At 35.5% G+C, this 22672-nt stretch carries 25 protein-coding genes; 12 read left to right on the top strand and 13 right to left on the bottom strand.

Going from position 1 to position 22672, the window contains the following annotated elements:
- Positions 1-14: 14 nt before the first annotated feature.
- Entirely contained in the window at positions 15-1253 is a 1239-nt protein-coding gene (locus BMX49_RS00450; RefSeq protein WP_034717666.1) for an MFS transporter, read from the bottom strand.
- A gap of 205 nt (positions 1254-1458) precedes the next feature.
- Between BMX49_RS00450 and BMX49_RS00445 the strand changes: the two genes are divergently transcribed.
- The 3 genes from BMX49_RS00445 to BMX49_RS00435 all read left to right on the top strand — a co-directional run bounded on the left by BMX49_RS00445 (position 1459) and on the right by BMX49_RS00435 (position 2774).
- The gene (locus BMX49_RS00445) at positions 1459-1797 is read left to right on the top strand and encodes a DMT family transporter (RefSeq protein ID WP_034717664.1); all 339 of its coding nucleotides are present in this window, start codon (positions 1459-1461) and stop codon (positions 1795-1797) included.
- Between the two features lie 112 nt (positions 1798-1909).
- A complete protein-coding gene (locus BMX49_RS00440; protein WP_051803618.1) occupies positions 1910-2224 on the top strand; it encodes a choice-of-anchor J domain-containing protein in 315 nt (104 codons plus the stop codon).
- Positions 2225-2255: 31 nt separating this feature from the next.
- Positions 2256-2774 (top strand): T9SS type A sorting domain-containing protein, encoded by a 519-nt coding sequence (locus BMX49_RS00435; protein ID WP_126337163.1) that lies wholly within the window; start codon positions 2256-2258, stop codon positions 2772-2774.
- Positions 2775-2852: 78 nt separating this feature from the next.
- On the opposite strand, the gene BMX49_RS00430 is transcribed toward BMX49_RS00435, so the two are convergent.
- The 6 genes from BMX49_RS00430 to BMX49_RS00405 form a co-directional block, all read right to left on the bottom strand.
- On the bottom strand, positions 2853-4352 hold the full coding sequence (locus BMX49_RS00430) for a GH3 auxin-responsive promoter family protein (RefSeq protein ID WP_034717661.1): 1500 nt from the start codon (positions 4350-4352) through the stop codon (positions 2853-2855).
- Positions 4353-4413: 61 nt separating this feature from the next.
- Entirely contained in the window at positions 4414-5025 is a 612-nt protein-coding gene (locus BMX49_RS00425; protein ID WP_034717659.1) for a hypothetical protein, read from the bottom strand.
- On the bottom strand, positions 5025-5396 hold the full coding sequence (locus BMX49_RS00420; RefSeq protein ID WP_034717657.1) for a hypothetical protein: 372 nt from the start codon (positions 5394-5396) through the stop codon (positions 5025-5027). The genes BMX49_RS00425 and BMX49_RS00420 overlap by 1 nt, the downstream gene beginning before the upstream one ends.
- Before the next feature lie 127 nt (positions 5397-5523).
- Positions 5524-6201 carry a hypothetical protein gene (locus BMX49_RS00415; RefSeq protein ID WP_126337162.1) on the bottom strand — a complete coding sequence of 226 codons (678 nt, stop codon included), beginning with the start codon at positions 6199-6201 and terminating at the stop codon, positions 5524-5526.
- 18 nt (positions 6202-6219) lie between these two features.
- Entirely contained in the window at positions 6220-6801 is a 582-nt protein-coding gene (locus BMX49_RS00410; RefSeq protein WP_034717652.1) for a C39 family peptidase, read from the bottom strand.
- 272 nt (positions 6802-7073) lie between these two features.
- Entirely contained in the window at positions 7074-7502 is a 429-nt protein-coding gene (locus BMX49_RS00405; protein WP_246005095.1) for a hypothetical protein, read from the bottom strand.
- Between the two features lie 271 nt (positions 7503-7773).
- Between BMX49_RS00405 and mfd the strand changes: the two genes are divergently transcribed.
- From mfd to pth, 3 genes are read left to right on the top strand one after another with little or no spacing between them, the layout of a single operon-like run.
- Positions 7774-11190, top strand: a complete 3417-nt coding sequence (gene mfd / locus BMX49_RS00400; RefSeq protein ID WP_034717650.1) for a transcription-repair coupling factor — start codon at positions 7774-7776, stop codon at positions 11188-11190.
- Between the two features lie 45 nt (positions 11191-11235).
- Positions 11236-12042, top strand: a complete 807-nt coding sequence (locus tag BMX49_RS00395) for a hypothetical protein (protein WP_034717649.1) — start codon at positions 11236-11238, stop codon at positions 12040-12042.
- Between the two features lie 8 nt (positions 12043-12050).
- A complete protein-coding gene (gene pth / locus BMX49_RS00390) occupies positions 12051-12614 on the top strand; it encodes an aminoacyl-tRNA hydrolase (RefSeq protein WP_034717648.1) in 564 nt (187 codons plus the stop codon).
- A gap of 22 nt (positions 12615-12636) precedes the next feature.
- Here the strand turns inward: pth and BMX49_RS00385 are convergent, their stop codons facing one another.
- The 6 genes from BMX49_RS00385 to BMX49_RS00360 form a co-directional block, all read right to left on the bottom strand.
- Positions 12637-13305 (bottom strand): carbonic anhydrase, encoded by a 669-nt coding sequence (locus tag BMX49_RS00385; protein WP_034717646.1) that lies wholly within the window; start codon positions 13303-13305, stop codon positions 12637-12639.
- 109 nt (positions 13306-13414) lie between these two features.
- On the bottom strand, positions 13415-13972 hold the full coding sequence (locus BMX49_RS00380; RefSeq protein ID WP_034717643.1) for a serine acetyltransferase: 558 nt from the start codon (positions 13970-13972) through the stop codon (positions 13415-13417).
- Between the two features lie 26 nt (positions 13973-13998).
- Positions 13999-15210 (bottom strand): glycosyltransferase, encoded by a 1212-nt coding sequence (locus BMX49_RS00375; protein WP_126337161.1) that lies wholly within the window; start codon positions 15208-15210, stop codon positions 13999-14001.
- Positions 15211-15215: 5 nt separating this feature from the next.
- A complete protein-coding gene (locus tag BMX49_RS00370) occupies positions 15216-15776 on the bottom strand; it encodes an acyltransferase (protein ID WP_034717642.1) in 561 nt (186 codons plus the stop codon).
- Positions 15773-16939 (bottom strand): glycosyltransferase, encoded by a 1167-nt coding sequence (locus BMX49_RS00365; RefSeq protein WP_034717640.1) that lies wholly within the window; start codon positions 16937-16939, stop codon positions 15773-15775. Before BMX49_RS00365 ends, BMX49_RS00370 begins: the two co-directional genes overlap by 4 nt.
- Positions 16940-16941: 2 nt before the next feature.
- Positions 16942-17778, bottom strand: a complete 837-nt coding sequence (locus BMX49_RS00360) for a glycosyltransferase family 2 protein (protein WP_034717638.1) — start codon at positions 17776-17778, stop codon at positions 16942-16944.
- An 85-nt stretch (positions 17779-17863) separates the two neighbouring features.
- Between BMX49_RS00360 and BMX49_RS00355 the strand changes: the two genes are divergently transcribed.
- From BMX49_RS00355 to BMX49_RS00330, 6 genes are read left to right on the top strand one after another with little or no spacing between them, the layout of a single operon-like run.
- Positions 17864-18634: a class I SAM-dependent methyltransferase gene (locus BMX49_RS00355; protein ID WP_034717635.1), complete on the top strand. Its 771-nt coding sequence runs from the start codon at positions 17864-17866 to the stop codon at positions 18632-18634.
- Between the two features lie 34 nt (positions 18635-18668).
- Positions 18669-19493, top strand: coding sequence for a carbohydrate deacetylase (locus BMX49_RS00350; RefSeq protein ID WP_034717633.1), 825 nt, complete (start codon positions 18669-18671; stop codon positions 19491-19493).
- A 23-nt stretch (positions 19494-19516) separates the two neighbouring features.
- Positions 19517-21244, top strand: a complete 1728-nt coding sequence (locus tag BMX49_RS00345) for an HAD-IIIC family phosphatase (protein WP_034717631.1) — start codon at positions 19517-19519, stop codon at positions 21242-21244.
- Between the two features lies 1 nt (position 21245).
- A complete protein-coding gene (locus BMX49_RS00340) occupies positions 21246-21482 on the top strand; it encodes an acyl carrier protein (protein ID WP_034717629.1) in 237 nt (78 codons plus the stop codon).
- Positions 21482-21880, top strand: coding sequence for a MaoC/PaaZ C-terminal domain-containing protein (locus BMX49_RS00335; RefSeq protein ID WP_051803616.1), 399 nt, complete (start codon positions 21482-21484; stop codon positions 21878-21880). Before BMX49_RS00340 ends, BMX49_RS00335 begins: the two co-directional genes overlap by 1 nt.
- On the top strand, positions 21877-22590 hold the full coding sequence (locus BMX49_RS00330; protein ID WP_034717627.1) for an SDR family NAD(P)-dependent oxidoreductase: 714 nt from the start codon (positions 21877-21879) through the stop codon (positions 22588-22590). Before BMX49_RS00335 ends, BMX49_RS00330 begins: the two co-directional genes overlap by 4 nt.
- Positions 22591-22672: the final 82 nt, after the last annotated feature.

The following is a 22672-nucleotide window of genomic DNA, read 5'->3' as shown; positions in this document are numbered from 1 at the left end:
ACGAGACTAAAAAATTAGTAATTCATTTTTCGAAGTTTTGGAACGGTGCTGCCAACTAAAAGTGCAATTAAAAGAGTCATCGTTCCACCAAAAATAACGGAGCGCACCACGCCGAGAAGTTTTGCTGCCACGCCACTTTCGAACTGTCCCATTTCGTTGCTCGACATGATGAAAATTGAATTCACGCTCAACACTCGACCTCGAATATGATCTGGTGTTTTTAACTGAACAATGGTGCCGCGAATGACGACCGAAATTCCATCGAGCATTCCACTGGCGACGAGTAAGAAAAACGACAGCCAATAAAGTTGCGACAGACCGAAACCGATGATGCACAGCCCGAATCCGGCAACGGCGACCAAGAGAATTTTACCTTGATTTTTCTTTAAAGGAACAAAGGCGAGAAAGGCAATAATGCACATGGAGCCAATATCAGAGGCGGCATTGAGCAAACCGAAACCTTCTGAGCCGACTTTTAAAATGTCGGTGGCGAAAACGGGAATCATTGCGACGGCGCCACCAAAAAGAACGGCGAACATATCGAGACAAAGCGCGCCCAGAATTTCTTTGGTTTTGTAAATGTAAGCCAGGCCTTCGCGCATGCTTTGTACGACTCCGATTGTCTTGTCGGTATTTTCAGAAGGATGTTTTTTGAGCAACCAGAAAAATAGCGAGGAGAAAATCATTAAACCGACGACTACCAAGATTGTCCCGGAAATATCCAGCCAATGAATTAGAAAGCCGCCCAAAGCATGACCTGAAACTGAGGCGGTGAGAAAAGTAGCTTGGTTTAAAGTGATTGCGTTTGGCAGTTCCTCCCGAGTTACAATTTTCGGTATCATCGACGGTACAATTGGGCCGATGAAAGCGCGGCAAAATCCAGTGCAGAAAATAATTGCGTAGATGAAATAGGAAATCTGCACATTGCTTAAGTGAAAATGGCTGCTGCCAAAGAAAGCTGGAATTGCTAGGAGTGCGATCAGAAAAACGTAGGCGTAATTACAAATGAGGAGTAGTCTTTTCTTTTCGGAGTTGTCGATGACGTGACCTGCGTACAAGGCAGTTGAAACGGCGGGGATTACTTCAGACAAGCCAATCAGACCGATAGCGAAGGGATCTTTTGTTAGTTTGTAAATCCACCAACCCATCAACGTTGCTAACATTCTAAAAGACAAAACCAGGAAGAAACGTCCCGTCATGAGATTCCGAAATTCTGGAATTTTCAAAGTTTGAATGGGTTGCAAAGAAATCATTTTGCAAAAGTAAATTTTAGAAATGAAAAATCATTTAAGAATTTTCGGTAACCCAAGATTTATTTTGCTAAGAATTGACGAGTCTTCATTTAGTACAAGACTATTCTAATATAATGAGTGTAATAATTTTAAATAGGAAGTTTTTATGCTTTTCAGTAGGTAATTCGTGGGTATGAATTTTGATTTAAAAATTTATCTTTGAAAAATGAATTGGATCTTATTAATTATTGGTGGCTTATTCGAAACGGGCTTTGCAATGTGCCTCGGAAAAGCGCAAGAAACCACAGGAAAGGAAAGTTATTTCTGGTGGGCTGGTTTCGCTGCTTCTCTCTTTTTAAGTATGTTTTTATTGTATAAAGCCATTTCGTTAGGCGGGAATCCAATTCCGATAGGAACAGCTTATGCGGTTTGGACTGGTATTGGGGCGGTAGGCGCCGTACTCATGGGGATTTTTATTTTTAACGAGCCAGCGACTTTTTGGCGAATATTTTTCGCGCTCACTTTAATTGCGTCGGTGATTGGATTGAAAGTGGTTTCGAATTAGTAAATTGCAAAATGCGATTGTCATTATGTTTTGGTAATTTAATTAGTTTTTGTTTTATGTAATGAGATTTTTATTATAGTTTTGGTAGACAAAACAACTTAATACTCATGTTATGAAAACAAAATTACTTTCTTTATTAGCGTTCGGCGCTTTAGTATTCGGGAATGCCCAAACAACATTACTCTCCGAAGGATTTGCCGACATTACTACATTGACAAACTGGACCAAGGCCAATCAGAGTGCTCCCGTGGGAGTTACAGGATGGTTTCAAGGCAATGCAACTGTTTTCACAGCACAAGCTGGGGCCACTAACAGTTACATTGGTGCTAACTTTAACAATACAGCCGGCTCTGGTACGATTAGCAACTGGTTAATTACCCCTCAGCTCTTGTTGCAAGACGGTGATGTGGTGAAGTTTTTGGACTAGAACCACAGACGAAAGTGAATACCCAGATCGTTTGGAACTTCGATTGAGTAATGGAACTGCTTTTACGGCCCCATCTGGTGCAACGAATCTCGGATCATTCAACACGCTGTTGCAGTCAGTTAATCCGAATTTGACAGTTGGTGGTTATCCAGATGTTTGGACAGAATTCACTATTACCATTTCAGGGTTATCAGCGACACCAATTGCAACGAATTTAGGGTTCAGATATTTTGTAACCGTTGGTGGCCCTGCAGGGGACAATTCAGATTATATGGGCATCGATACTTTCTCTGTGGTGCGACCAGTTATGGCAGTTTCTAATGTCAACAAAGCCAAAGTTTCTATTTATCCGAATCCAGCAACTGATTATCTAAAAGTTAATTCAGATTCCAAAATTAGCAGTATAGAAATCTTTGATATTTCTGGTAAAAAAGTAAAGGCAGAACTTGTTGATGGTGCTGTGGATGTACAAAATCTTACGAAAGGTTCTTACGTTATAAAAATTACAGATGCCTCAGGAGCAACTACTCAGAAATTTATTAAAAAATAAATTTTTAAATATTTATTAATAATAAAGCCCTCCAGTCGAGGGCTTTATTTATTTTTTCCGGAGCGTTTATTTAGGCTGTTATTTAGTAAATGATTCTAAAAAATCACCAATTTTGCGATCGTTTGCCAATCTTGGAATTTTATTTTGTCCACCCAATTTGCCTTCAGATTTTGCATAATCGTGAAAAGCATTTTTCTGTAAACTCGTAATTATTAAAGGTTGCAAAATTTTCCCGGAAATTAAATCATCATAATATGAGTTTCTGTTCCGCATTTCTTGATCTAAATTATTTTTAAAGTTTTCTAAATTTTCCGGTTCTTTTTCAAATTCAATAAACCACTCATGATAAGGCAATCCTTCGGCGGGATTGACTTGCGGTGCGAGATGGAATTCGGTAAGCTGTGCGGGAATTTTTTCCACAGTAGCTTTTAAGGCTTCTTCCACTTCAAAGGCAATGACGTGTTCGCCAAAAGCAGAAGTGAAATGTTTGGTTCTTCCTGAAACTAAAATTCGGTAAGGATCTTTTGAAATAAATCGGACAACGTCGCCGATGGAATAAGCCCAAAGTCCTGAATTAGTCGTTAAAATTAAAGCGTAATCGGTGTGGAGTTCAATTTCGTTTAAGGTCAATCTCGTGGCTTCAGGTTTTCCGTAATCTTCTAACGGAATAAACTCGTAAAAAATTCCATGGTTCGTCAATAACAATAAACCTTCTTTTTCGAAATCATCTTGGAACGCGAAAAATCCTTCACTTGCTGGAAATGTTTGTAACGTATCTACGGGCCTCCCAAGAAGTTCATTCATTTTCTCACGGTAAGGTTCATAATTCACACCGCCGGTAATAATCAGTTGAAGATTTGGAAAAAATTCCGTTATCTTTTTGCCGTTCCGTTCGATAAGTTTTTCGAAATACATTATTAACCACGGTGGAATCCCCGAAATTAAAGTCATATTTTCTTTCTCGGTTTCTTGTACAATCGCCTCGATCTTTGTTTCCCAGTCGTCGATGAGGTTTGTTTCTAAACTTGGTAAGCGGTTTTTCTGTAAGTAAGACGGAATGTGATGAGCTACAATTCCTGAAAGGCGGCCGGTTTTAATTCCATTTATTTCTTCTAATTCTGGACTTCCTTGCAGAAAAATCATTTTCCCGTTAACGAAATCAGCGTTATTTTTTTGAGCCATGTAATGGAAGATGGCGCTGCGAGCGGCATCTAATTGAAAAGGCATTGCTTCCTTAGAAATCGGGATATATTTTGAGCCTGAGGTTGTACCTGAAGTTTTGGCAAAATATTCTGGAGTTTCCGACCAGAGAATATCGCGCTGTCCTTTTTTAACTTTTTCGATATAAGGTTTTAAATCTTCATAATCAGCAACTTTAACCTGATGCTGAAAATCTAGGATGCTTTTTATATTTTCAAATTGATGCGTTCGCCCAAACAAAGTTTTTTCCGCAGTTTTAACCAACGATAATAGAAGCTTCTCTTGATCTTTTACTGCGTTTTGTTTAAAAGATTGTGTCCCTTTGACATGACTTTTTGCCCAGATTAAAGCGACGTTTTTCTTAATGAAATTTAGCATAGCACAAATTTAAAGCATTTTATAAATGAAAGAAAGAGTCGGATTAATATTTTGCAAAATTTTAGAAGTTGTAGCGATAACCAAAATTTAGACTTAAGAAAGTAGAATGGCTATAAAACTTCTGGATTTCTGAATTTTCATTATAAATATTCGTGAAATAAAAATTGACCTTGCCGGACAGAAATACTTGTTGATAGCCTTCTCTGTCTAAGGTGTACAAGACTTTGCCGCCCAGATTAAAGCCGGTAGCGTTGTCTTTTAATTTCTGACTTTTAGAGTCAATTAGAAAATTGGTTTGTCGGTAATAACTGAAACCTGCCATTTCTTCAATTGAAAAATCTTCTGAAAGAATATCTCGATGCGTGAGGTAGAGATCAATATTGGTAATCGTAGGTGAACCGATGTTGCCATAAACATTTTGCTCGCCATATTTCACGTTGGAGGAAAGAACATTATAATCTAAACCAATTCCAAAATTTAAGGGTGTCATTAAGTTTCCTGCAAACCCAAAACCATAGAAAGGAGTTAATAGTTTGGCCAAATGATTATTGCCAATTGATTTCAGTACAATAATTTTCGCCTCAATATTAGAAACTACATCAAGTCCTTTTTTATTCTTCTGTGCGAAAAACAAATTGGACAATCCGAGAAATAAAAGAAATAGGTATTTCATTATTCCAATATTATTTCGTTAAAAGTGATGTAGGTTGTTCCAGGTGGAATTAAAATCTGCAAAGCATCCGATGAAAGTTTACAACCTGATTTCGACGTAGCGAACGATTTTATTTTTCTATTCGATACTAGAGAAAAAGTATCCGATAGAAGTGGGCCGGAAATCACAAATCCACCAGAATTATTAGGATTAGCTTCGGCGATAATAGTACCATCACTCTTTAGGGAAATTTTAATTTCTTTGAAGTCCAGTTTGTTTCCTAATAGATTACCTTCCACATAAGCACGGGAGTTGTCCCGGCTTTCAGAATTGCATCCCATAAAAAATGTAGCAAAAAGAATTAAAAGACCAATTAGTACAATTTTTTTCATAATAATTAAAGGTAACAAAAAAAACCTTTCGAAGGATTCCGAAAGGTTTTGCCAATATTTTGTATTTTCCCTAAATAAAAAACCGCTTCTTCAAGTAATGAAAAAGCGGGCCCAAACTAAAAAAAAACTATTTTACCAAAGGTCCTTTTTTAAGTTGTTCTCCAAACTTTCTCTGGAAAATCTGAGCGTCAACTCGCAGCTGTTTCATGAGCGAATCCCCAGGAACAGGTTGTCTTAAGGATTGACCTTTATAATTAGTGAAATACATGGCTCTTCCATCCATCTTAGCTTCATATAGAGTAGCATTAATATTAGGAATTTCAAAAACTGAAATAGGAGCATTCATTTGGAGTGAACCTCTGATTTCATTCAGGTCATTAGATAAAGATGGATTGGTAATTTCGTTTAATTGCCAGCCATTTTCAATCTTTGATGTTGTAATAACGGCAATTACTTTATTCTCAGTAACTAAAGGTGTATTTAGCTTTCTGCTGTCTTCAGAAATGGTTGCCAAAGAATCGCTTTCAGAGGTCAGTAATCTTTCGAAGCTTACCTCATAAACGGGAATTGGGGTATTGGGAATTGATTTTTCCAGGGCAGCTGCATCGATGTCGATGTTAAAACTTTTATTTTTCAATAAAGCCATTAAATCATTTTTGCCATTTTGAACAGCATCTTCAGAAGAAGGATATTTGTTTTCCTTTACCTCTCCTTGTTGTGGGTTATTCGTAGTCATTTTGTCGGTACATGAATATAATATAATTGGTAGTAACAAAAAGAGCACAATATATTTTAAGTTTTTCATTATTTTTAAATTTAGGGGTTATTTTTTTGCGAGATCGTACCAGGTACTCCAGTGAGTACTGGTTCCCGCGGGATCTGCATATTGTTCGTAGGTAATAATACGCTCTTGTCCGGCACATGGTGACCAAGGATCATTTAACACGACATATCTTGTTCCGCTGAGGGTGATGTAGCCTTTAATCACTAAAACATGACCCACAATACCAGGAGTTCCATAGGCATATCCCATTGGTTTTTTTTCGCAAAATATCTGCTTTTGAAGTTTGTTCCAAGCTAACGCTGTTTTACTTTCGCTAAATTTTAATCCTACAAAATCAAGTTCCAACCAGCCTGCTTGGTTACAATCTTCATTTTTAGGACAAGGTTTTCCACTCGTCTTAGGATTACAGCAATTGTTTTTTCCGAGGCGGTGATTGGCAATTGCACATTGGGTAACAGTGATTTGAAAATGCTGTGCCAGCATTTGGGTGGTCGCAGCCCAGCACCAGTTGTCTGTTTCTTGGGGTCTTAAATTATTGGCAACATTGCCGATGAGTTCTGGTTTGCAGCAACTCATCAATGTTAATCCAATCAAAATGAGACCGAAAATTGTTTTTTTCATGGGTGAAGATTTTAGTTTTTTACAAAGTCGAGGGTTTTAACAGAAACCCTATTAATTGTGTAAAGCTAAATGTTACTTAGTTCTTGTCCTGCGTGTTATCGCCCTTTTTTGTAGGGTGATTTCACTGAAATTTGGTAGGAGTTTCCTCCTTATCTTTTATTTGTAGGTATATATTTTCATAATTAAAAACGATTTCAGGGATTTAGCAATTGAGCAAAAAAAAACTGCTTCCAGTTACGGACGCAGTTTTATTAAATATGATTTTTGAAAAACTATCTTGTACCGTTTGCAGTCCAAATTTTTCCGTCTTTCGTGTAAGCGATTTTCAATGTGTTACTATCTATTCTGATGTACGCAGTTGCTGTAGAACCTACCATCACTAGAACATTATCACCTTCTTTCTTAAATTCAACCCCATTTAAATCTGGAATTCCATCAGAAAATCGGAAGTTATACTTGGTGCCGCTCGCAATTTTAGTTACGAAAACACTTCCGTTGTCTTTCGAAATCATTTCAGATCCATTATTATAGGAAATAGTTCCTTTATAAGTTCCTGCGAAAAAGTCGTTGTCCACGGGATCGTCATCACTTCTACAAGCGCTAACTGCGAACATGGAGAAAATGATCAAGAAAACTCCTAAGAATTTCCATACATTTTTACTTGTCAAATTTTTTCTGTTTTTTAAAATCGTTGATTTCATACTATTTTTATTTTATTTTGGTATCAGCAAAGGTTCAAACTTAATGCCATGACTCTGCAAATTATAAAATGCTGTATGCTAGTAATACAAGTTGATAGGGTTAAAATAATTACGAAAGTGCGCGTAAATTTTGTGCTCAAAAAACTTAAGAAAAAGTAATAAAAATTAATTCCTAAATTTGCATTTCTAAACGATTTCGGAATAGTCCCGAAATCGCTTTTCCGTTTTGTAATCAGTTATTTCTAGGACCATCATTTCCACTCATTATTATATGCAGTTAAAAAACATCACCGAATCATTTTTACCACAACTTCTTCATTTAGGATTTGGGCAAGAATTGTTTACCCAACTCGATCAAAATAAACATCTTGCGGTAAAGTCGTTTGCAGGATCTTCACCAGCGGTTTTTGCCGCAGAATTATTTTTAATTAAAAAAAAATCAGTTTTATTTTTAACGGATGATAAGGAAGATGCGTTATATATCACCTCAGAATTAGAGGATTTATTAGGCAAAGAAAATGTGCTTTATTTTCCACCGACTCATTTGGAACCGTATCAGATAGAGAAAACGCAAAACGCCAATTTGGTTTTAAGAACTGAAGTGTTGAACAGGATTCACAACGATAAAAAACCGAGGGTCATGATCGCGCCCTTTGCCTCTTTGGCAGAAAAGGTGATGAAGAAAGATGATTTCAAAGCGATTTCTCACACCATTAAAACGGGTGATCAACTGGACTTTAATTTTACGGAAGAATTGCTGCATCAGTTTAATTTTAACCATACCGATTTTGTATCAGAACCAGGTGAGTTCTCTGTGAGAGGTGGGATTGTTGATGTTTTTTCTTATTCCAATGAAGAGCCTTACCGACTTACCTTCTTCGGAAATGAAATTGAAAGCATTAAAACTTTTGATATCGAAACGCAACTGTCAAAAGAAATTATTAAAGAATTTCAGTTGGTTTCAAACATGAATTTTTCAGTTCAAGGCACCAAAGTTTCTTTATTTGATTTGGCACCGAAAGATTTAATCGTCGTTACTAAAAATGCTTTTGTCGGTTTTAATTTTATTAAAAACTTCTACGAAAAGGCAGAAACTAAATTTGAAACTTTAGGTACAGAAATTAAACATTTGAAACCGGAGGATTTATTTCTTTCCGAAGAAAATTTCAGCAAAGACATCAACAAATTTGAATGGATTGATTTCACCTTGCAAGAGGTGAAAGGAAGCGATGCCACAATCGTTCAGCTAAATCAAACGCCACAGCCAAGCTTTCATAAAAAGTTTGAACTTCTATTAGAAGATCTAGAAGAAAAACAAAACGAGGGTTTTGAAACCTGGATTTCATTTTCAACCGAAAAGCAAAAGGAAAGACTTGAGTCTATTTTTGAAGATTTAACTGCGCAAAAAATAGAAGCAGAAAATACAGATTCACTTGAACCAAATTCAAAAGTATTATTCAAATCCTTTAAGTCAGAGCTTCACGAAGGTTTTGTAGATTTCGATCATAAAATATCAGTTTACACCGATCACCAAATCTTTGATCGTTATCAAAGATTTAAAGCCAAAAACTCTTTTGCAAAATCTGAACAAATCACGCTGAAAGATTTAATGCAGATGAAAGTCGGCGATTATATCACCCATATCGACCACGGCATCGGAAAGTTTATGGGTTTGGTGAAGGTGAATAATAATGGAAAGATTCAGGAATGTTTCAAATTGACTTATAAAAATGGCGATTTATTATATGTAAGTATCCATTCTTTAAATAAAATCTCAAAATACAACGGACCTGATGGACGCGAAATCGCTTTATCGAAACTCGGTTCGCCCGCCTGGAAAACTTTAAAACAAAAAACAAAAGCCAAGGTTAAACTGATTGCTTTCGACCTTATTCGTTTATATGCCGAGCGTAAAACAGCAAAAGGTTTTGCGTTCACCCCCGATACTTATTTACAAAATGAGTTGGAAGCCAGCTTTATTTATGAAGATACGCCAGATCAGGAAAAAGCCACCGTTGATGTAAAAGCAGATATGGAAAACGACACCGTCATGGATCGTTTGATTTGTGGTGACGTAGGATTTGGCAAAACAGAAATCGCAATCAGAGCAGCATTTAAAGCAGCAACTGATGGAAAGCAAACTGCCATTTTGGTTCCGACCACGATTCTGGCTTTTCAACATTATCGAAGTTTTACGGAACGATTGAAAGATTTTCCAGTCAACATTTCCTACATGAACCGATTTCGGTCGGCAAAACAAAAAGCGGAGACTTTAGAAGGATTGAAATCTGGTAAAATTGATATCGTGATCGGAACGCATCAATTGGTTGGAAGCTCGGTTAAATTTAAAGATCTCGGGCTTTTAATTATCGATGAAGAGCACAAATTCGGCGTGTCGGTAAAAGATAAATTAAAAACCATTAAAGGTAATGTTGATACCTTAACCTTAACAGCAACACCGATTCCACGGACGTTACAATTTTCATTAATGGCGGCAAGGGATTTATCGGTCATTAAAACGCCACCACCAAATCGGCAACCAGTTGATACCCAAATTGTCGGATTTGATGAAGAAATGATTCGAGAAGCAATTTCGTACGAACTTCAACGTGATGGACAGGTTTATTTCATTAATAACAGAATTGAAAATCTAAAAGATATTGCAGGGTTGATTCAGCGCTTAGTTCCTGACGCTAAAGTAATTACAGGTCACGGACAGATGGACGGAAAACAACTGGAGCGCAACGTTTTGGATTTTATGGAAGGGAAATACGACGTTCTGGTTTCGACTACAATTATCGAAAGTGGAGTAGATGTACCGAATGCGAATACTATTTTCATCAATGATGCTCAGCGTTTCGGGATGGCAGATGTTCACCAAATGCGGGGTCGTGTCGGGCGAAGTAATCGAAAAGCCTTTTGTTTTTTAATTACGCCACCGTTTGATATGGTCACTCCCGATGCGCGAAAAAGATTGGAAGCCATTGAACAGTTTTCAGATTTGGGAAGCGGTTTTCAGATTGCCATGAAGGATTTAGAAATTCGTGGTGCGGGAGATTTATTGGGTGGCGAACAAAGCGGTTTCATTAACGAAATGGGTTTTGATACGTATCAAAAAATCATGCAGGAAGCTTTGGAAGAACTTCAAAACGATGAGGAATTTGAAGATTTATTTGATAATGAGGAAGACCGACAAAAACTTTTTAAATCGACCAAAGAGGTGAATATTGATACTGATTTAGAATTAATGTTGCCCGATTCGTATGTTCAAAGTATTGAAGAACGATTGTCACTCTATCAAAAACTAGCCGAGATTGAAAACAAAGAAAACCTACAAAAATTAGAATTAGAACTGATTGATCGGTTCGGTGCGTTACCTTCTGAAGCCGTTAATTTATTAAAATCTGTAGAATTAAAATGGATTGCGGCAGATATTGGTTTTGATAAGATCGTCGTAAAGAATGGCGTGTTCCTCGGATATTTTCCACCGAATCCACAAGACAAATTTTATCAAAGCGATAAGTTTAGAAATATAATCGCGTATTTATCCAAGAATCCAAAAGAGGCTGCATTAAAAGAAAAAGCCAGCAAAGAAGGTAATCAATTGATGATGAGAAAAGAAAATGTAAAGAATGTAGATGAGGTGAATGCGGTTTTAGAAAGGATTTTAGGGAATCCCGGCGTTTGATGTAATTTCCAAAAAAACACTACTTTTGCCAATATAATATTAAGAATGAAAAAGATTTTCGGAATTTTAAGTTTGATCTTCAGCATGGTTATTTTGTTTTCCTGCGAGCCTAGTCGTGAAGATGGAGATTTGCTGCTTGGGATTAAAGATCCAGAACAACCGCGCCTTCTAAAAAAAATAGTTTCAAATTGGAAAGATCAAGGGACTAATGAACAGAAAGTTTCTGAAATCACCTATACATACAATGAAAACAAACTTATTTCGTATGAGGATATCTTTGCAGAACCAACTCTCGTAATGTATAATTCAGATAATAAGATTTCGGAATTATCAAACACCAATCAAACGGTAACCTTCCAATACGAGGCAGAAAATGTTTCAAAAATAACGATCGTAATTCCGAACATAAGTACCACTACTACCTCTTATACTTATAGTGCATCGCAGGTGGTAAAAGCCAAGAAGGACCAGCAGTATTTTCTGCCGATACCAAAGAAAACATATTCCGAAACATCGTATGAATATACAGGTCCGAATATGACTAAAGCCACCCTTAAAACTGGAACTTATCTGGCGAATGGTAATGTGGAGATGAATCCAGAAGATCAAATTCTTACTTTTACGTATGCTAGAAAAAGATCGCCGTACACTTTACTTCCAAAAGAATTTGTCGTTTATTTAGCAGGCATTGACCGATTTGGTCCCGCCTTGCTTTCTGCCGGAACATTCACGAAAGTATCAACCGAACCAGGCACAATTGAAGACGTTAATTTCATATATGTTTATGATAATGCTGATTATCCTACACAAAGAAATAAGACAGATGATGAGACAAAATTTGAATATAAATAAAATTCAGAATGAAATACCTGATCGTAGGTCTCGGAAATAAAGGCGAAGAATACGCAGAAACCCGGCATAATGTCGGGTTTAAAGTTGCGGAGAAAATTGCCGAAACCATTGAAGCTCCTTTTAAATCATCGAATTTTGGACTCTTAGCAGAAGGAAAATATAAAGGTCGGAAAGTCTTTATTCTAAAACCAGATACTTATATGAATCTGTCTGGAAATGCCGCTCGTTTTTGGTTGCAGAAAGAAAATATTCCGGTCGAGAATTTAATGATCGTCACGGATGATTTGTCTTTGCCTTTCGGAACTTTAAGAATGAAAATGAAAGGTTCAGATGCCGGTCATAATGGGTTGAAAAGTATCCAGGATCAACTTCAAACACAAGTTTATCCAAGATTGAGATTTGGGATTTCAGCTGAATTTAAAGATGGTCAGCAAGTTGATTACGTCCTGGGAAAATGGGGCGAGGAGGAAAAAGATAAACTTCCCGAAAGAATCGAAAAGTTTTCTAAAGCCTGTTTGTCTTTCGTATTTGCTGGAATTCAGAATGCCATGACGACATTTAACGGAAAATAAATTTCTCTTTATTTCTATCTTTTTATTGGTGTTTTTTATTCATCACCCAATTGGAGTTGGTCAAATTGTAGATTTTTTGAATGTCTTTCAAGATCTTCTCAAAGTCAATTTCTAAATCGATAATTTTCCCGGTTTTCATATCGAAAACCCAACCATGCACAATCGGATATTCATCAACCAAATATTCCTCTTGTACACAAGCCATTTTTATAACATTAATGCATTGTTCCTGCACATTTAGTTCCACCAGTCGATCATAGCGTTTTTGCTCGTCTTCTATCTGATCTAATTCTGATTGATGCAAACGGTAAACATCACGAATGGTTCGCAACCACGGATTGAGCAAACCTAAATCTTCGGGTGTCATCGCTGCTTTAATTCCACCACAACCGTAGTGGCCACACACGATGATATGTTTTACTTGCAGATGTTCGACCGCATACTGAATTACCGCCGTTGAGCTCATATCCAAAGTGTTCACCACGTTAGCGATGTTTCGGTGTACGAATAATTCGCCCGGTGCCATTCCCATCATTTCTTCGGCGGATACTCGACTGTCAGAACACCCAATATACAGATAATCTGGTTTTTGATTGGCAGAAAGCGTTTTAAAAAAATCTTGATCGTCGGCCAATTTAGATTCCAGCCATTTTTTGTTATTATCGAAAATGGCGTTGTATGATTTTTTCATTCATTAAAAATTTTGAATTAAAAGGATTGTGTTTTTAGATTTACGATGGTAAAAATAAGCGCTATAATTTAAATAAAAGAAGAATACGAAAATTATTTCAGGTCGATGTTTAATCAATTTTATTATTGATATAGCCTGAAGTCGCATTCTGGTTGATCGTAAAAGTAGCGGGATTTCCCATGACAACAGCGTTTGAAGGAATATTGATGTTGACGTAAGCATTTGGTGCAATCAATACATTATCACCAATTTTTATATTTCCAACAATAACGGCATTTGGGCCAATCCAGACTTCGTTGCCAATTTCAGGAACGCCTTCATTCTTGCCACGGTTTGCCTGAGCGATGGTTACACCTTGCGCGATATTGCAGTTTTTACCGATTTTCGCTTTTGGATTAATGACCAAACTTCCCCAGTGTCCTAGGTAGAAACCAGCTCCGATTTGAGTTTCGGGATAAATCTGGAAACCATATTTTATTTGATAATGTCGTAAAATCAACCGCCAAATTTTTCCTAAAAAAGTGCTTCTTGGATGTTTCTGAGTCGTTCTTAAAAGATAAATAAAATGCAAATTGGGACTAAAGCATTTCTTCCATATTTCAAAGGAAGAAAGGCATTTTCCGCTTTCACGATAAAAATCTTTTTGAAGAGTAGAATGATTTGACATAGACACAAAGATAAATTAAAACCAATTTATAAATCATCAATAATTTTGACGATTGATTTTACGGAATTTTCCAGGTTAAAAGGCATTTTGTAATCCTTTAACTTCTCTTCATATTGATTAAAACTTTCAGGATTTTGAAGCGCTTTTTTCATTCCTTCGTAAATTCCATCTTCCGAGTTTTCAACAATTTTACCAAGTTTGCCATCTTCTAACATTTCGCGAACACCAGAAACATCGGTTGCAATAATTTTCTTTTTTAAAGTAATGGCTTCAAATAAAACTGTTGGAAAACCTTCATATCTTGAACTTAGAATATAGAAATCTGCTTTTTTAATGATTGGATAAGGATTGCTCGTAAAACCAAAAAGGGTTGAAGTTTCTGAAACGCGCAATTCTTTCTGTAATTTTTTGATATTTTCAAAATCGTAGCCGTCACCAAGAATTAAGATTTTGTGATTGAGTCCTTCATCCAAAAGTCTTTTGTGAACGTTCAATAATCGATCAAATCCTTTTTGTGGGAAAACCGTTCCAACGGAAACGAAAGTTGGTTGATACTTGATAGTCAATGGTTGATGGTTTTGAATGCTGATTTCAGTTTCCGGCTTCCGGCTTCCTGCTTCCAACTTTTGACTTCCATCTTCAGACTTTCGCAATATTTCTTCGGTATCCAAAGGATTATAAATTCGAATAATCTTATTTTTCTCCTCTTCAGTGCTCGCTAAAATCTCAAAATTCTGCTGGATTTTTTCTGAAATGACCATGATTTTATCAAAGCCAAAAAAGGTTCTGAATTCCTCATCGGTGTAGTTGTGAAATTCTGTTTTCTTTAAATCATTATGAATCCAAATCAATTTCTTTGATGACTTTAAAGGTGAATTTAAGATCTCGTCGCGCATTCCATGAATCGCCGCAAACTCGATATCGTAATTTTTTCCTTTTAAAAGAAACTGATAAAGAAGCGAAGGATAGATCTTTAAAAGTTTTTGATAAATTACGCGAACGGCTTTCACGGGAATGTCTTGAATACGATTGGTCGTAATCATTTCCCCTTTATTTAAATACAGAACATTAATCCAACGCGGAACTTCGGACAGATATTTCCCCGAATATAAATTCAGTAAAAGATCAATTTCATATTTATCTTCAGGTAGGTTTTTCAGAAAAGTCACCAAAACTTTTTCTGCACCGCCATGACGCAGAGAACCAATTCTGATAAGGATTTTCTTTTTAATGGCCACAGAAATTATTTTACGGGTTTGTAGGTGTGAGGAAGATTCTCTTTTATATAAGCATCCAGATTTGGGCGAATATTCTCTAATTCACGAGGATACATCACGTTATTCGCCAGTAATTTATCGCCATATTCTTCAATCGAACAAATAAACTTAGCTGGAACTCCGGCGTAAACTGAGCCTTTCCTTGTTGAGGTTGTTAAAATAGATCCTGCTCCCAAAATACAATTGTCCTGCATTTCAACGCCGGGCATAATAATCGTATCGGCCCCGATTAAGCATTGTTTTCCTATTTTAATTCGGCCGAAAGTTCGTACATCTTTATATTTATCCAGAAAGTGAAGCGCGTTTTGCCCGCCATCGTGGTTGACGAATCTCACATTGTTAGAAAAAGTAGTTTCGTCGCCAATTTCAATCAAAAAAGGTTCAGTCCCAAATTGCGGAACTTCTACAAAGCGAACATTTTCCCCTACTTTCAAACCTTTTGCAAGACAGATCTGAAGATAGATGTGCTGTATAAAACGTTCGTAAGTAGTGTGTAATTTTAAAATAATTCGGTATAAATAGATCATACGTTACCTTTGTATAAATTTAAAATAATTTCTTCAATTGCGGAAAAAATCTTCTTGTTGTCAAATTCCTTTTCAATTTCTTTTAAATTTTCTTTCAATTCTGAAATTAAAGATTTATTGGTCAGAAACTCTTTCATGGCTTCATAAATCTCATCCGTTTTATAGTCAATCAAATAGCCGGTTTTTCTATCTTTTATCATCATTTCTACATCGCCAACTTTAGTCGCAATAATCGGTCTTTGTAATATTAGGGCTTCGGCAATAACCAACGGCCAGGCCTCAGATTCAGACGGCATGATGAAGAAATCAGCATTTTTTAAATACGGGTAAGGATTCATTTTGTTGCCGACCAAATGATAGGTTTTTTCCACCCCCAATTTTTTCTGTTGAGTCAGGAGATTTGGCATTTCTTCGCCGTCGCCAATGATGACGATGGAGTGGTGAAAACCATCTTTCAATAGTTGAGCATGAGCCTCCATTAATTTGTGGTAACCTTTCCTGGTGTGTAATCTTCCCACAGAAACAAAGACTAGATTTTTTGGTAGATCCGTTATTTTTTCTTCCGCTTTATTTTTAATTTCTTCGATTGGAATCGCATTGATAATCGCACTTTCTTTTGGGTATTGAAGATTTGGGTAAGCTTCGTGCATGATTTTCTGAATCTTTTCAGAACAATAAATCAGGTGATCAAATTGGGGGAAGTGCTTTAAAATCTCTGGAACTAAAGGTTGAAGTTTCGGCAAGTTAATTTCTGAATGAAACCAGCCAATTTTTTTTGAGTTTTTATTGGAGGAATTTAAAACAGACTCAAAATCATTATAGGTCATAGCAATCTCAATATGATAATATTCTTTCAAATATTCTTGATCAATAACTTCGGGATTCTTCTTAAGTTTTTCAAGTTTGTTTTTTCTGCGGAAAAGTTGAAATTTCTGAAGAAGTTTATTTTTAGAAAAATCTTCTTTACCATCGGTCAAAAATACTTTTCGAACATGCGACGGAAATTCATTTCTTAATTCTCCCTGATTAAGATTTAGCAGAACAGTAAGTTCGAATTTTGCCTGATCGAGATTGTTCAACAGACTTAACATCACCTTTTCTACGCCGCCCATTTCCATAGAACGGTGGCGAAATAATATTTTTATTTTATTGCTTTCGAGCATGATTAGGAAAAGCTTTGTAGAAGGATTTTAAATTTTTTCTTAATTCGATATGAAATTGAATTTTGATATTGTAGAAGGTCAAAAATTTCCTGTGAAGAAGTGAATTGATTTGGAATTTCTTTTCCATTAATTTTATTCAAATCTCTCCTTTTCATGGCTATCCAGATAACTTTTCCCCAATAGTCATAAGAACTCTTCTTATTTTCGTTTTGAGAGATACCGCCAGAATGGGCACGATAAAAATAGTCTGCCTGATCGACATAAATCACCCTTCCTTTTTCATACATTTTGTAGTATAAATCCTGATCTTCCGCAATTCTAAATTCTGGATTTATTTTTTCACATCGAAGATAAACTGATTTTTTAAATCCTACGAAAGGCGCAATTTGGATTGGACAATTAAAGAAATAAGCGTCTCCATTTGGAACCTGCATTGCAGATTTTAATTCTGAAATTGGTTTCAAATTTTCGTCACATTTCACCAAACGGGAATAAGTGAGAACTGCTTTTTCGTTTTTTTTAAAAACATCTACAGAGGCTTGCAAAGCATTTGGACCGATTGCATCATCTGGATCAAGATATCCACAAATTTCTCCTTCTGCGAGTTCAATTAATTTATTTTTGGTGAAGCCAACGCCTTGGTTTTTATCGTTTTTAAAAATCCGGAAGCGAAGATCATCTTTAATGATTTCTTTAATAATCTGAACAGAATCATCCACTGAACAGTCGTCTAAAATTACGACGTCCCAATCTTTATATTTTTGAAGTATAATTGAATCATAACAATCCCGAAAAAACCTTCCGTTATTGAAATTCGCAATTAGTATAGAAAATGTCATCCATGTTTTTAGTAAAGACAAATATACTTTGTTTTTTACCAATGCGATAAATTTTCCCTATTTTTGAGCACAAATTGAAAACACGGTGGGCGAAATAAAAAGAGTGACTAAAACCTTGATTGAGTATTTAAAAAGACCAGATCTTTACCCAGAACTTGGGCGGAAAATTATTAAAAATACACTCAACAGAGGAAATGCGGTGAAGGGAAAAGATAAAACGAATTCCTGGGCTACTTCAAAGGCATTATCACAAAAAGATACAATTAAAAAATTATTTGGAACAGATGATTTTAGCTTTCGCCAAAACTATCAGGAAATCTTAAATGAATCTTTCGCTAAAGAAAAAGCTTGTCCCATAAAAATGGGTGGAGCGGGAGCTTTGGAGTTAATTTTTTATGCTTCGGAATTTACCAATGCTAAAAATATCTTGGAAACTGGTGTTGCTTATGGATGGTCTTCTTTGGCTGCTTTGCTTTCGTTACAAAAAAGAAATGGAACTTTATACAGTTCGGATATGCCATATTTAGGTCAAAACGGTGATCAGTTTGTGGGAGTTATCGTTCCCGAAAAATTGAAAAAACTCTGGAGACTTTTTCGTTTTGCAGACAAAGAATCTTTACCTAAAATATTTTCGGAGAATGATATTTTTGATGTAATTCATTATGATTCTGACAAAAGCTATGATGGCAGAGTTTGGGCTTATAACGAACTATATAAACACTTGCGCAAAGGTGGGGTTTTTTTAAGCGACGATATTGGAGATAATTCCGCTTATCAGGATTTCTGCGAAATAAATAACATCGAATCTACTGTGGTGGAATTTGAGGGTAAATTTGTGGGAGTATTTATAAAATAAAATCTCAACTTTTAAACTGGAATTTCTTCAACAAATGGTTAAAAATATCATTCTCAATGCCGATGATCTAGGATTTTCTCTTGGAGTGAATGAAGCCATTTTGCAGGCAAATACGAAGGGGTTTCTTACCCATGCAAGTTTGATGTCAAATACAGAATATTTTGATCATGCAGTGAAAGAAATTATTCCGAATTGTAATGATCTTAAAATTGGAGTTCACGTAAATTTAACCTGTGCAAAAGCGCTTTTCCCCCAAAATATTTTGGCTGAAAACGGATTACTTAAAAATGATTTCGTAAAATTATTATTTCGCAGGAAAACTGTCAAAGTATTAGATTCTTTAGAAAAGGAAATCGAATTTCAAATCTTAAAAATAAAGAATTCCGGAATAGAAATTTCTCATATTGACGGTCACGAACACGTGCACATTATTCCTTCCATCAATAAAATAGTAAAAAAATTAGCCAAAAAACACAATGTAAATAGAGTAAGAGAAATTAACGAAGATTTATTTGAGAGCTGGAAATTTAATGGCAGAACTTCATCTTTTGCAAATATGATAAAATTGCTCTTGCTCAAATTTCTTTCTATTTTCAATGAAAATTCCGGTGAAATCGGTTTTTATTCGATGCTGAATACGTGCGAAATCAACGGAACTAATTTATTTAAATTTTTGAAAAAAAGCTCCACTTACGAAACCGTTGAAGTAATGTTGCATCCGGCTTTAATTAATTTGGATTCGGAAGATTATTATCAAACTTTGGATCCAAGATTCGTTAGTTTTTTTCAAAATTCTTATCGGAAATCAGAATTTGATTTATGTTTTGATGAGCGTTTTAAAGATTTTAAGATCTTGTAATAAGAATAGTAGAGAGAAAAATAATGGCCAAAACATTTACCCAATTAAAGAAAAGTACCACGAAAATTCCACAAAATTCTAAGAAAATTAGAGTTGCAATATTGGGAGATACCGCTACGCAATTTCTGGGTATTGCTCTAAAAGGAACTGCTTTTGACGAGGGGCAAAATTTTGAAATCTACGAAGCTGATTTTGGCCAAATTTCTCGTCAGATAATGGATCCAACATCGGAATATTTTGATTTTAATCCAGAATATACCTTGATTTTTGAGGCATCTCATAAGTTGCTTTCTTATTATTATAAATCTTATGATGATCAAATTAATTTTGCCAGGAATAAAATTAATTACATCGAAGAGCTTTATCAAAACATACAAAACAGAACCAAAAGCAAAGTGGTTTTCTGTAATTTTCCTGAAATCGATTCCCAAATATTTGGTAATTTTTCGCAGAAAGTAGAATCATCTTTTGGCTTTCAACAGCGGAAACTCAATTATCTTTTAGCAGAATTGGCTTTAGAGAGAAGCAACTTTTTTATAGCAGATTTATGCGCGATTCAGAATAAATTTGGACGGGATCTTATGTTTTCTCCCAATATTTATATTAATACAGAAATGGTTTTATCGCTAGATATTCTACCAATTGTAGCGCAGAATTTAGTGAATGTTATTTCAGCTATTGAAGGAAAATTTAAAAAATGTTTGATCCTGGATCTGGATAATACAACTTGGGGCGGAATAATTGGTGATGACGGTTTAGAAAATATTCAGATCGGAAGTTTAGGAATAGGAAAAGCTTTCACAGAGTTTCAGCAATGGGTAAAAGCTTTGCAGCGACGTGGAATAATCATCGCAGTTTGCAGTAAAAACGAGGAGGACAAAGCAAAAGAGCCGTTCGAAAAACATCCCGATATGGTTTTAAAGCTGGATGATATATCGGTTTTTGTGGCGAACTGGGAAAACAAAGCGGATAATATTCGAAAAATTCAGAATATTTTAAATATCGGTTTTGATTCGATGGTTTTTTTAGATGATAATCCTTTCGAAAGAAATTTGGTTCGGGAAAATATTCCCGAAGTTTGTGTGCCAGAATTACCGGAAGATCCAGCAGATTATCTGGAATATCTGTACGAATTAAATCTTTTTGAAACCGCTAGTTTTTCTGAAAATGACGCAGAAAGAACGAAGCAATATCAAGTAGAATCTGAACGAGTGACGGCTTTGGAAAGTTACACCAATGTGGACGAATTTCTGAAAAGTTTGAATATGAATTCTGATGTTCAGGAATTTAATAATTTTACAAAACCCCGAGTTTCTCAACTTTCTCAACGAAGCAATCAGTTTAATTTAAGAACAGTACGATACACTGAACAAGAGGTTCAAGATTTAATACAATCGGATAAACATAAAACATTATCTTTCACATTAGAAGATAAATACGGCGATAACGGATTGATTTGTGTAGTCGTTTTGGAAGCTTTAAATAATGAAGATCTCTTTGTAGAATCTTGGTTTATGAGTTGCCGGGTTTTAAAAAGAGGAATGGAAGAATTCACTTTGAATCAAATTGTAGAAACTGCAAAAAAGCACGGGTTTAAAAATATAATCGGAGAATATGTTGAAAGTGCAAAAAACCAGATGGTTCAAAATCATTATGAAATCCTGGGTTTTAAAGCGGCAAATAATAAATGGATTTTGGAGGTAGCCGATTATCAAGAACAAGAAGTCAACATAAAAACTAAAAATAATTAAAATGACCAACGAAGAAATTTTAGAGAAGCTGACAGGGATTTTCCATGAAGAATTAGATAATGAAGAAATTGTGTTAAGCAGAGAAACCACTGCAGATGACATCGAAGAATGGGATTCTTTATCGCATATTCAGCTGATCGTGGCGGTAGAAAAAGCTTTTAAAATCAGATTTACTTCCTCAGAAATCCAAAGCTGGAATAATGTCGGAGAAATGATCGACTGTATTTTATCTAAATAATGATTCTATCCCTCAATCAAATTTTTCAGCATCAATTTACGGTTGATTCTACTGTTTATGAAGGTTTCAAAGAAATTTTTCAGGATAAAAATGCGCTTCATACCAATGAGGAATTTGCAAAAAAAAAGGGATTTGCCGGAAAAGTAATGCACGGAAATATTTTAAACGGATTCATTTCGTATTTCATTGGGGAACTTTTGCCGACGGATGAAATGATGATTTTATCACAAAGTATTAATTTTAAAAATCCTGTTTATCTCAATGATATTTTGGAGTTTGAAGCAATTGTGATTGAACAGTCTGAAGCGGTAAAAGTAGATTTGATGAAATTTAAGTTTGTAAATTCAGCTTTGAAAACAGTGGCTTCAGGAAAAATTCAGATTAAAGAATTGATATGAAAAAAGTAGTTTTAACGGGCGGTTCAGCGGGAATTGGTAAAGAGATCAATTTATTTTTACTCAGAAATGGATACGAAGTTTTGTTCACTTTTCGAAAATCTTCTCAATCAGCAAATGAAATTATTTCAGAATTTCCTTTGGCAAAATCTTATCAAATCGACTTTTCAAATCCGGATGAAATTGATGACTTTTTAAAGGAAATCCAAGATTTCAAGCCCAATATTCTCATTAATAACTTTTACTGCGGCACTTTCATCGATTCTTATTTCCATAAAACCGATCCCGATAAATTTCTTGCAGATTTTCAGACCAACATAATTCCCACCCTTCAAACTACGCAGGAATGTATCAAAATTTTCCGCAAAGAAAAATTTGGCAGAATCATCAATATTTTGTCTTCCTCCCTGAAAAATCCAGCAATGGGAACGTCTGTTTACAATGCAAATAAGGCATATTTGTTACAGATGAGTAAAAGTTGGGCCTCCGAAAATGTGAAATTTGGAATTACTTCAAATTCGGTTTCGCCCGCATTTACAATGACAGATTTTCACAAAGATATGGATGAAAGGCAAGTGGAAAATATTCTGGCATCGTATCCTTTAAAAAATAATCTCGAAGGAAAAGATATCGCCGAATTTGTTGAGTTGTGTCTTAATGGCGGATCGCATTTTAATGGAAATCACTTGTTTTTAGACGCGTCAAATTCTTAAAGAATTATCTTTTATGCTGCTGAACTCCTACTGTTTTATCTTTTTTTTCATCATTCTTTTTTTCATTTACTGGAAGTTAGCT

Source organism: Kaistella antarctica, assembly GCF_900109615.1.
Lineage (GTDB): Bacteria > Bacteroidota > Bacteroidia > Flavobacteriales > Weeksellaceae > Kaistella > Kaistella antarctica.
This window is presented reverse-complemented; position numbering and strand designations above follow the sequence as displayed.

Bases quoted from the DNA above. Each gene is read 5' to 3' on its own strand.
- BMX49_RS00425 (WP_034717659.1), bottom strand. From the start codon at position 5,025: ATGAAATACCTATTTCTTTTATTTCTCGGATTGTCCAATTTGTTTTTC.
- BMX49_RS00360 (WP_034717638.1), bottom strand. From the start codon at position 17,778: ATGACATTTTCTATACTAATTGCGAATTTCAATAACGGAAGGTTTTTT.
- BMX49_RS00405 (WP_246005095.1), bottom strand. From the start codon at position 7,502: ATGAAATCAACGATTTTAAAAAACAGAAAAAATTTGACAAGTAAAAAT.
- pth (WP_034717648.1), top strand. From the start codon at position 12,051: ATGAAATACCTGATCGTAGGTCTCGGAAATAAAGGCGAAGAATACGCA.
- BMX49_RS00415 (WP_126337162.1), bottom strand. From the start codon at position 6,201: ATGAAAAACTTAAAATATATTGTGCTCTTTTTGTTACTACCAATTATA.
- BMX49_RS00420 (WP_034717657.1), bottom strand. From the start codon at position 5,396: ATGAAAAAAATTGTACTAATTGGTCTTTTAATTCTTTTTGCTACATTT.
- BMX49_RS00430 (WP_034717661.1), bottom strand. From the start codon at position 4,352: ATGCTAAATTTCATTAAGAAAAACGTCGCTTTAATCTGGGCAAAAAGT.
- BMX49_RS00370 (WP_034717642.1), bottom strand. From the start codon at position 15,776: ATGATCTATTTATACCGAATTATTTTAAAATTACACACTACTTACGAA.
- BMX49_RS00395 (WP_034717649.1), top strand. From the start codon at position 11,236: ATGAAAAAGATTTTCGGAATTTTAAGTTTGATCTTCAGCATGGTTATT.
- mfd (WP_034717650.1), top strand. From the start codon at position 7,774: ATGCAGTTAAAAAACATCACCGAATCATTTTTACCACAACTTCTTCAT.
- BMX49_RS00330 (WP_034717627.1), top strand. From the start codon at position 21,877: ATGAAAAAAGTAGTTTTAACGGGCGGTTCAGCGGGAATTGGTAAAGAG.
- BMX49_RS00410 (WP_034717652.1), bottom strand. From the start codon at position 6,801: ATGAAAAAAACAATTTTCGGTCTCATTTTGATTGGATTAACATTGATG.
- BMX49_RS00440 (WP_051803618.1), top strand. From the start codon at position 1,910: ATGAAAACAAAATTACTTTCTTTATTAGCGTTCGGCGCTTTAGTATTC.
- BMX49_RS00380 (WP_034717643.1), bottom strand. From the start codon at position 13,972: ATGTCAAATCATTCTACTCTTCAAAAAGATTTTTATCGTGAAAGCGGA.
- BMX49_RS00335 (WP_051803616.1), top strand. From the start codon at position 21,482: ATGATTCTATCCCTCAATCAAATTTTTCAGCATCAATTTACGGTTGAT.
- BMX49_RS00350 (WP_034717633.1), top strand. From the start codon at position 18,669: ATGGTTAAAAATATCATTCTCAATGCCGATGATCTAGGATTTTCTCTT.
- BMX49_RS00450 (WP_034717666.1), bottom strand. From the start codon at position 1,253: ATGATTTCTTTGCAACCCATTCAAACTTTGAAAATTCCAGAATTTCGG.
- BMX49_RS00340 (WP_034717629.1), top strand. From the start codon at position 21,246: ATGACCAACGAAGAAATTTTAGAGAAGCTGACAGGGATTTTCCATGAA.
- BMX49_RS00445 (WP_034717664.1), top strand. From the start codon at position 1,459: ATGAATTGGATCTTATTAATTATTGGTGGCTTATTCGAAACGGGCTTT.
- BMX49_RS00385 (WP_034717646.1), bottom strand. From the start codon at position 13,305: ATGAAAAAATCATACAACGCCATTTTCGATAATAACAAAAAATGGCTG.
- BMX49_RS00345 (WP_034717631.1), top strand. From the start codon at position 19,517: ATGGCCAAAACATTTACCCAATTAAAGAAAAGTACCACGAAAATTCCA.
- BMX49_RS00365 (WP_034717640.1), bottom strand. From the start codon at position 16,939: ATGCTCGAAAGCAATAAAATAAAAATATTATTTCGCCACCGTTCTATG.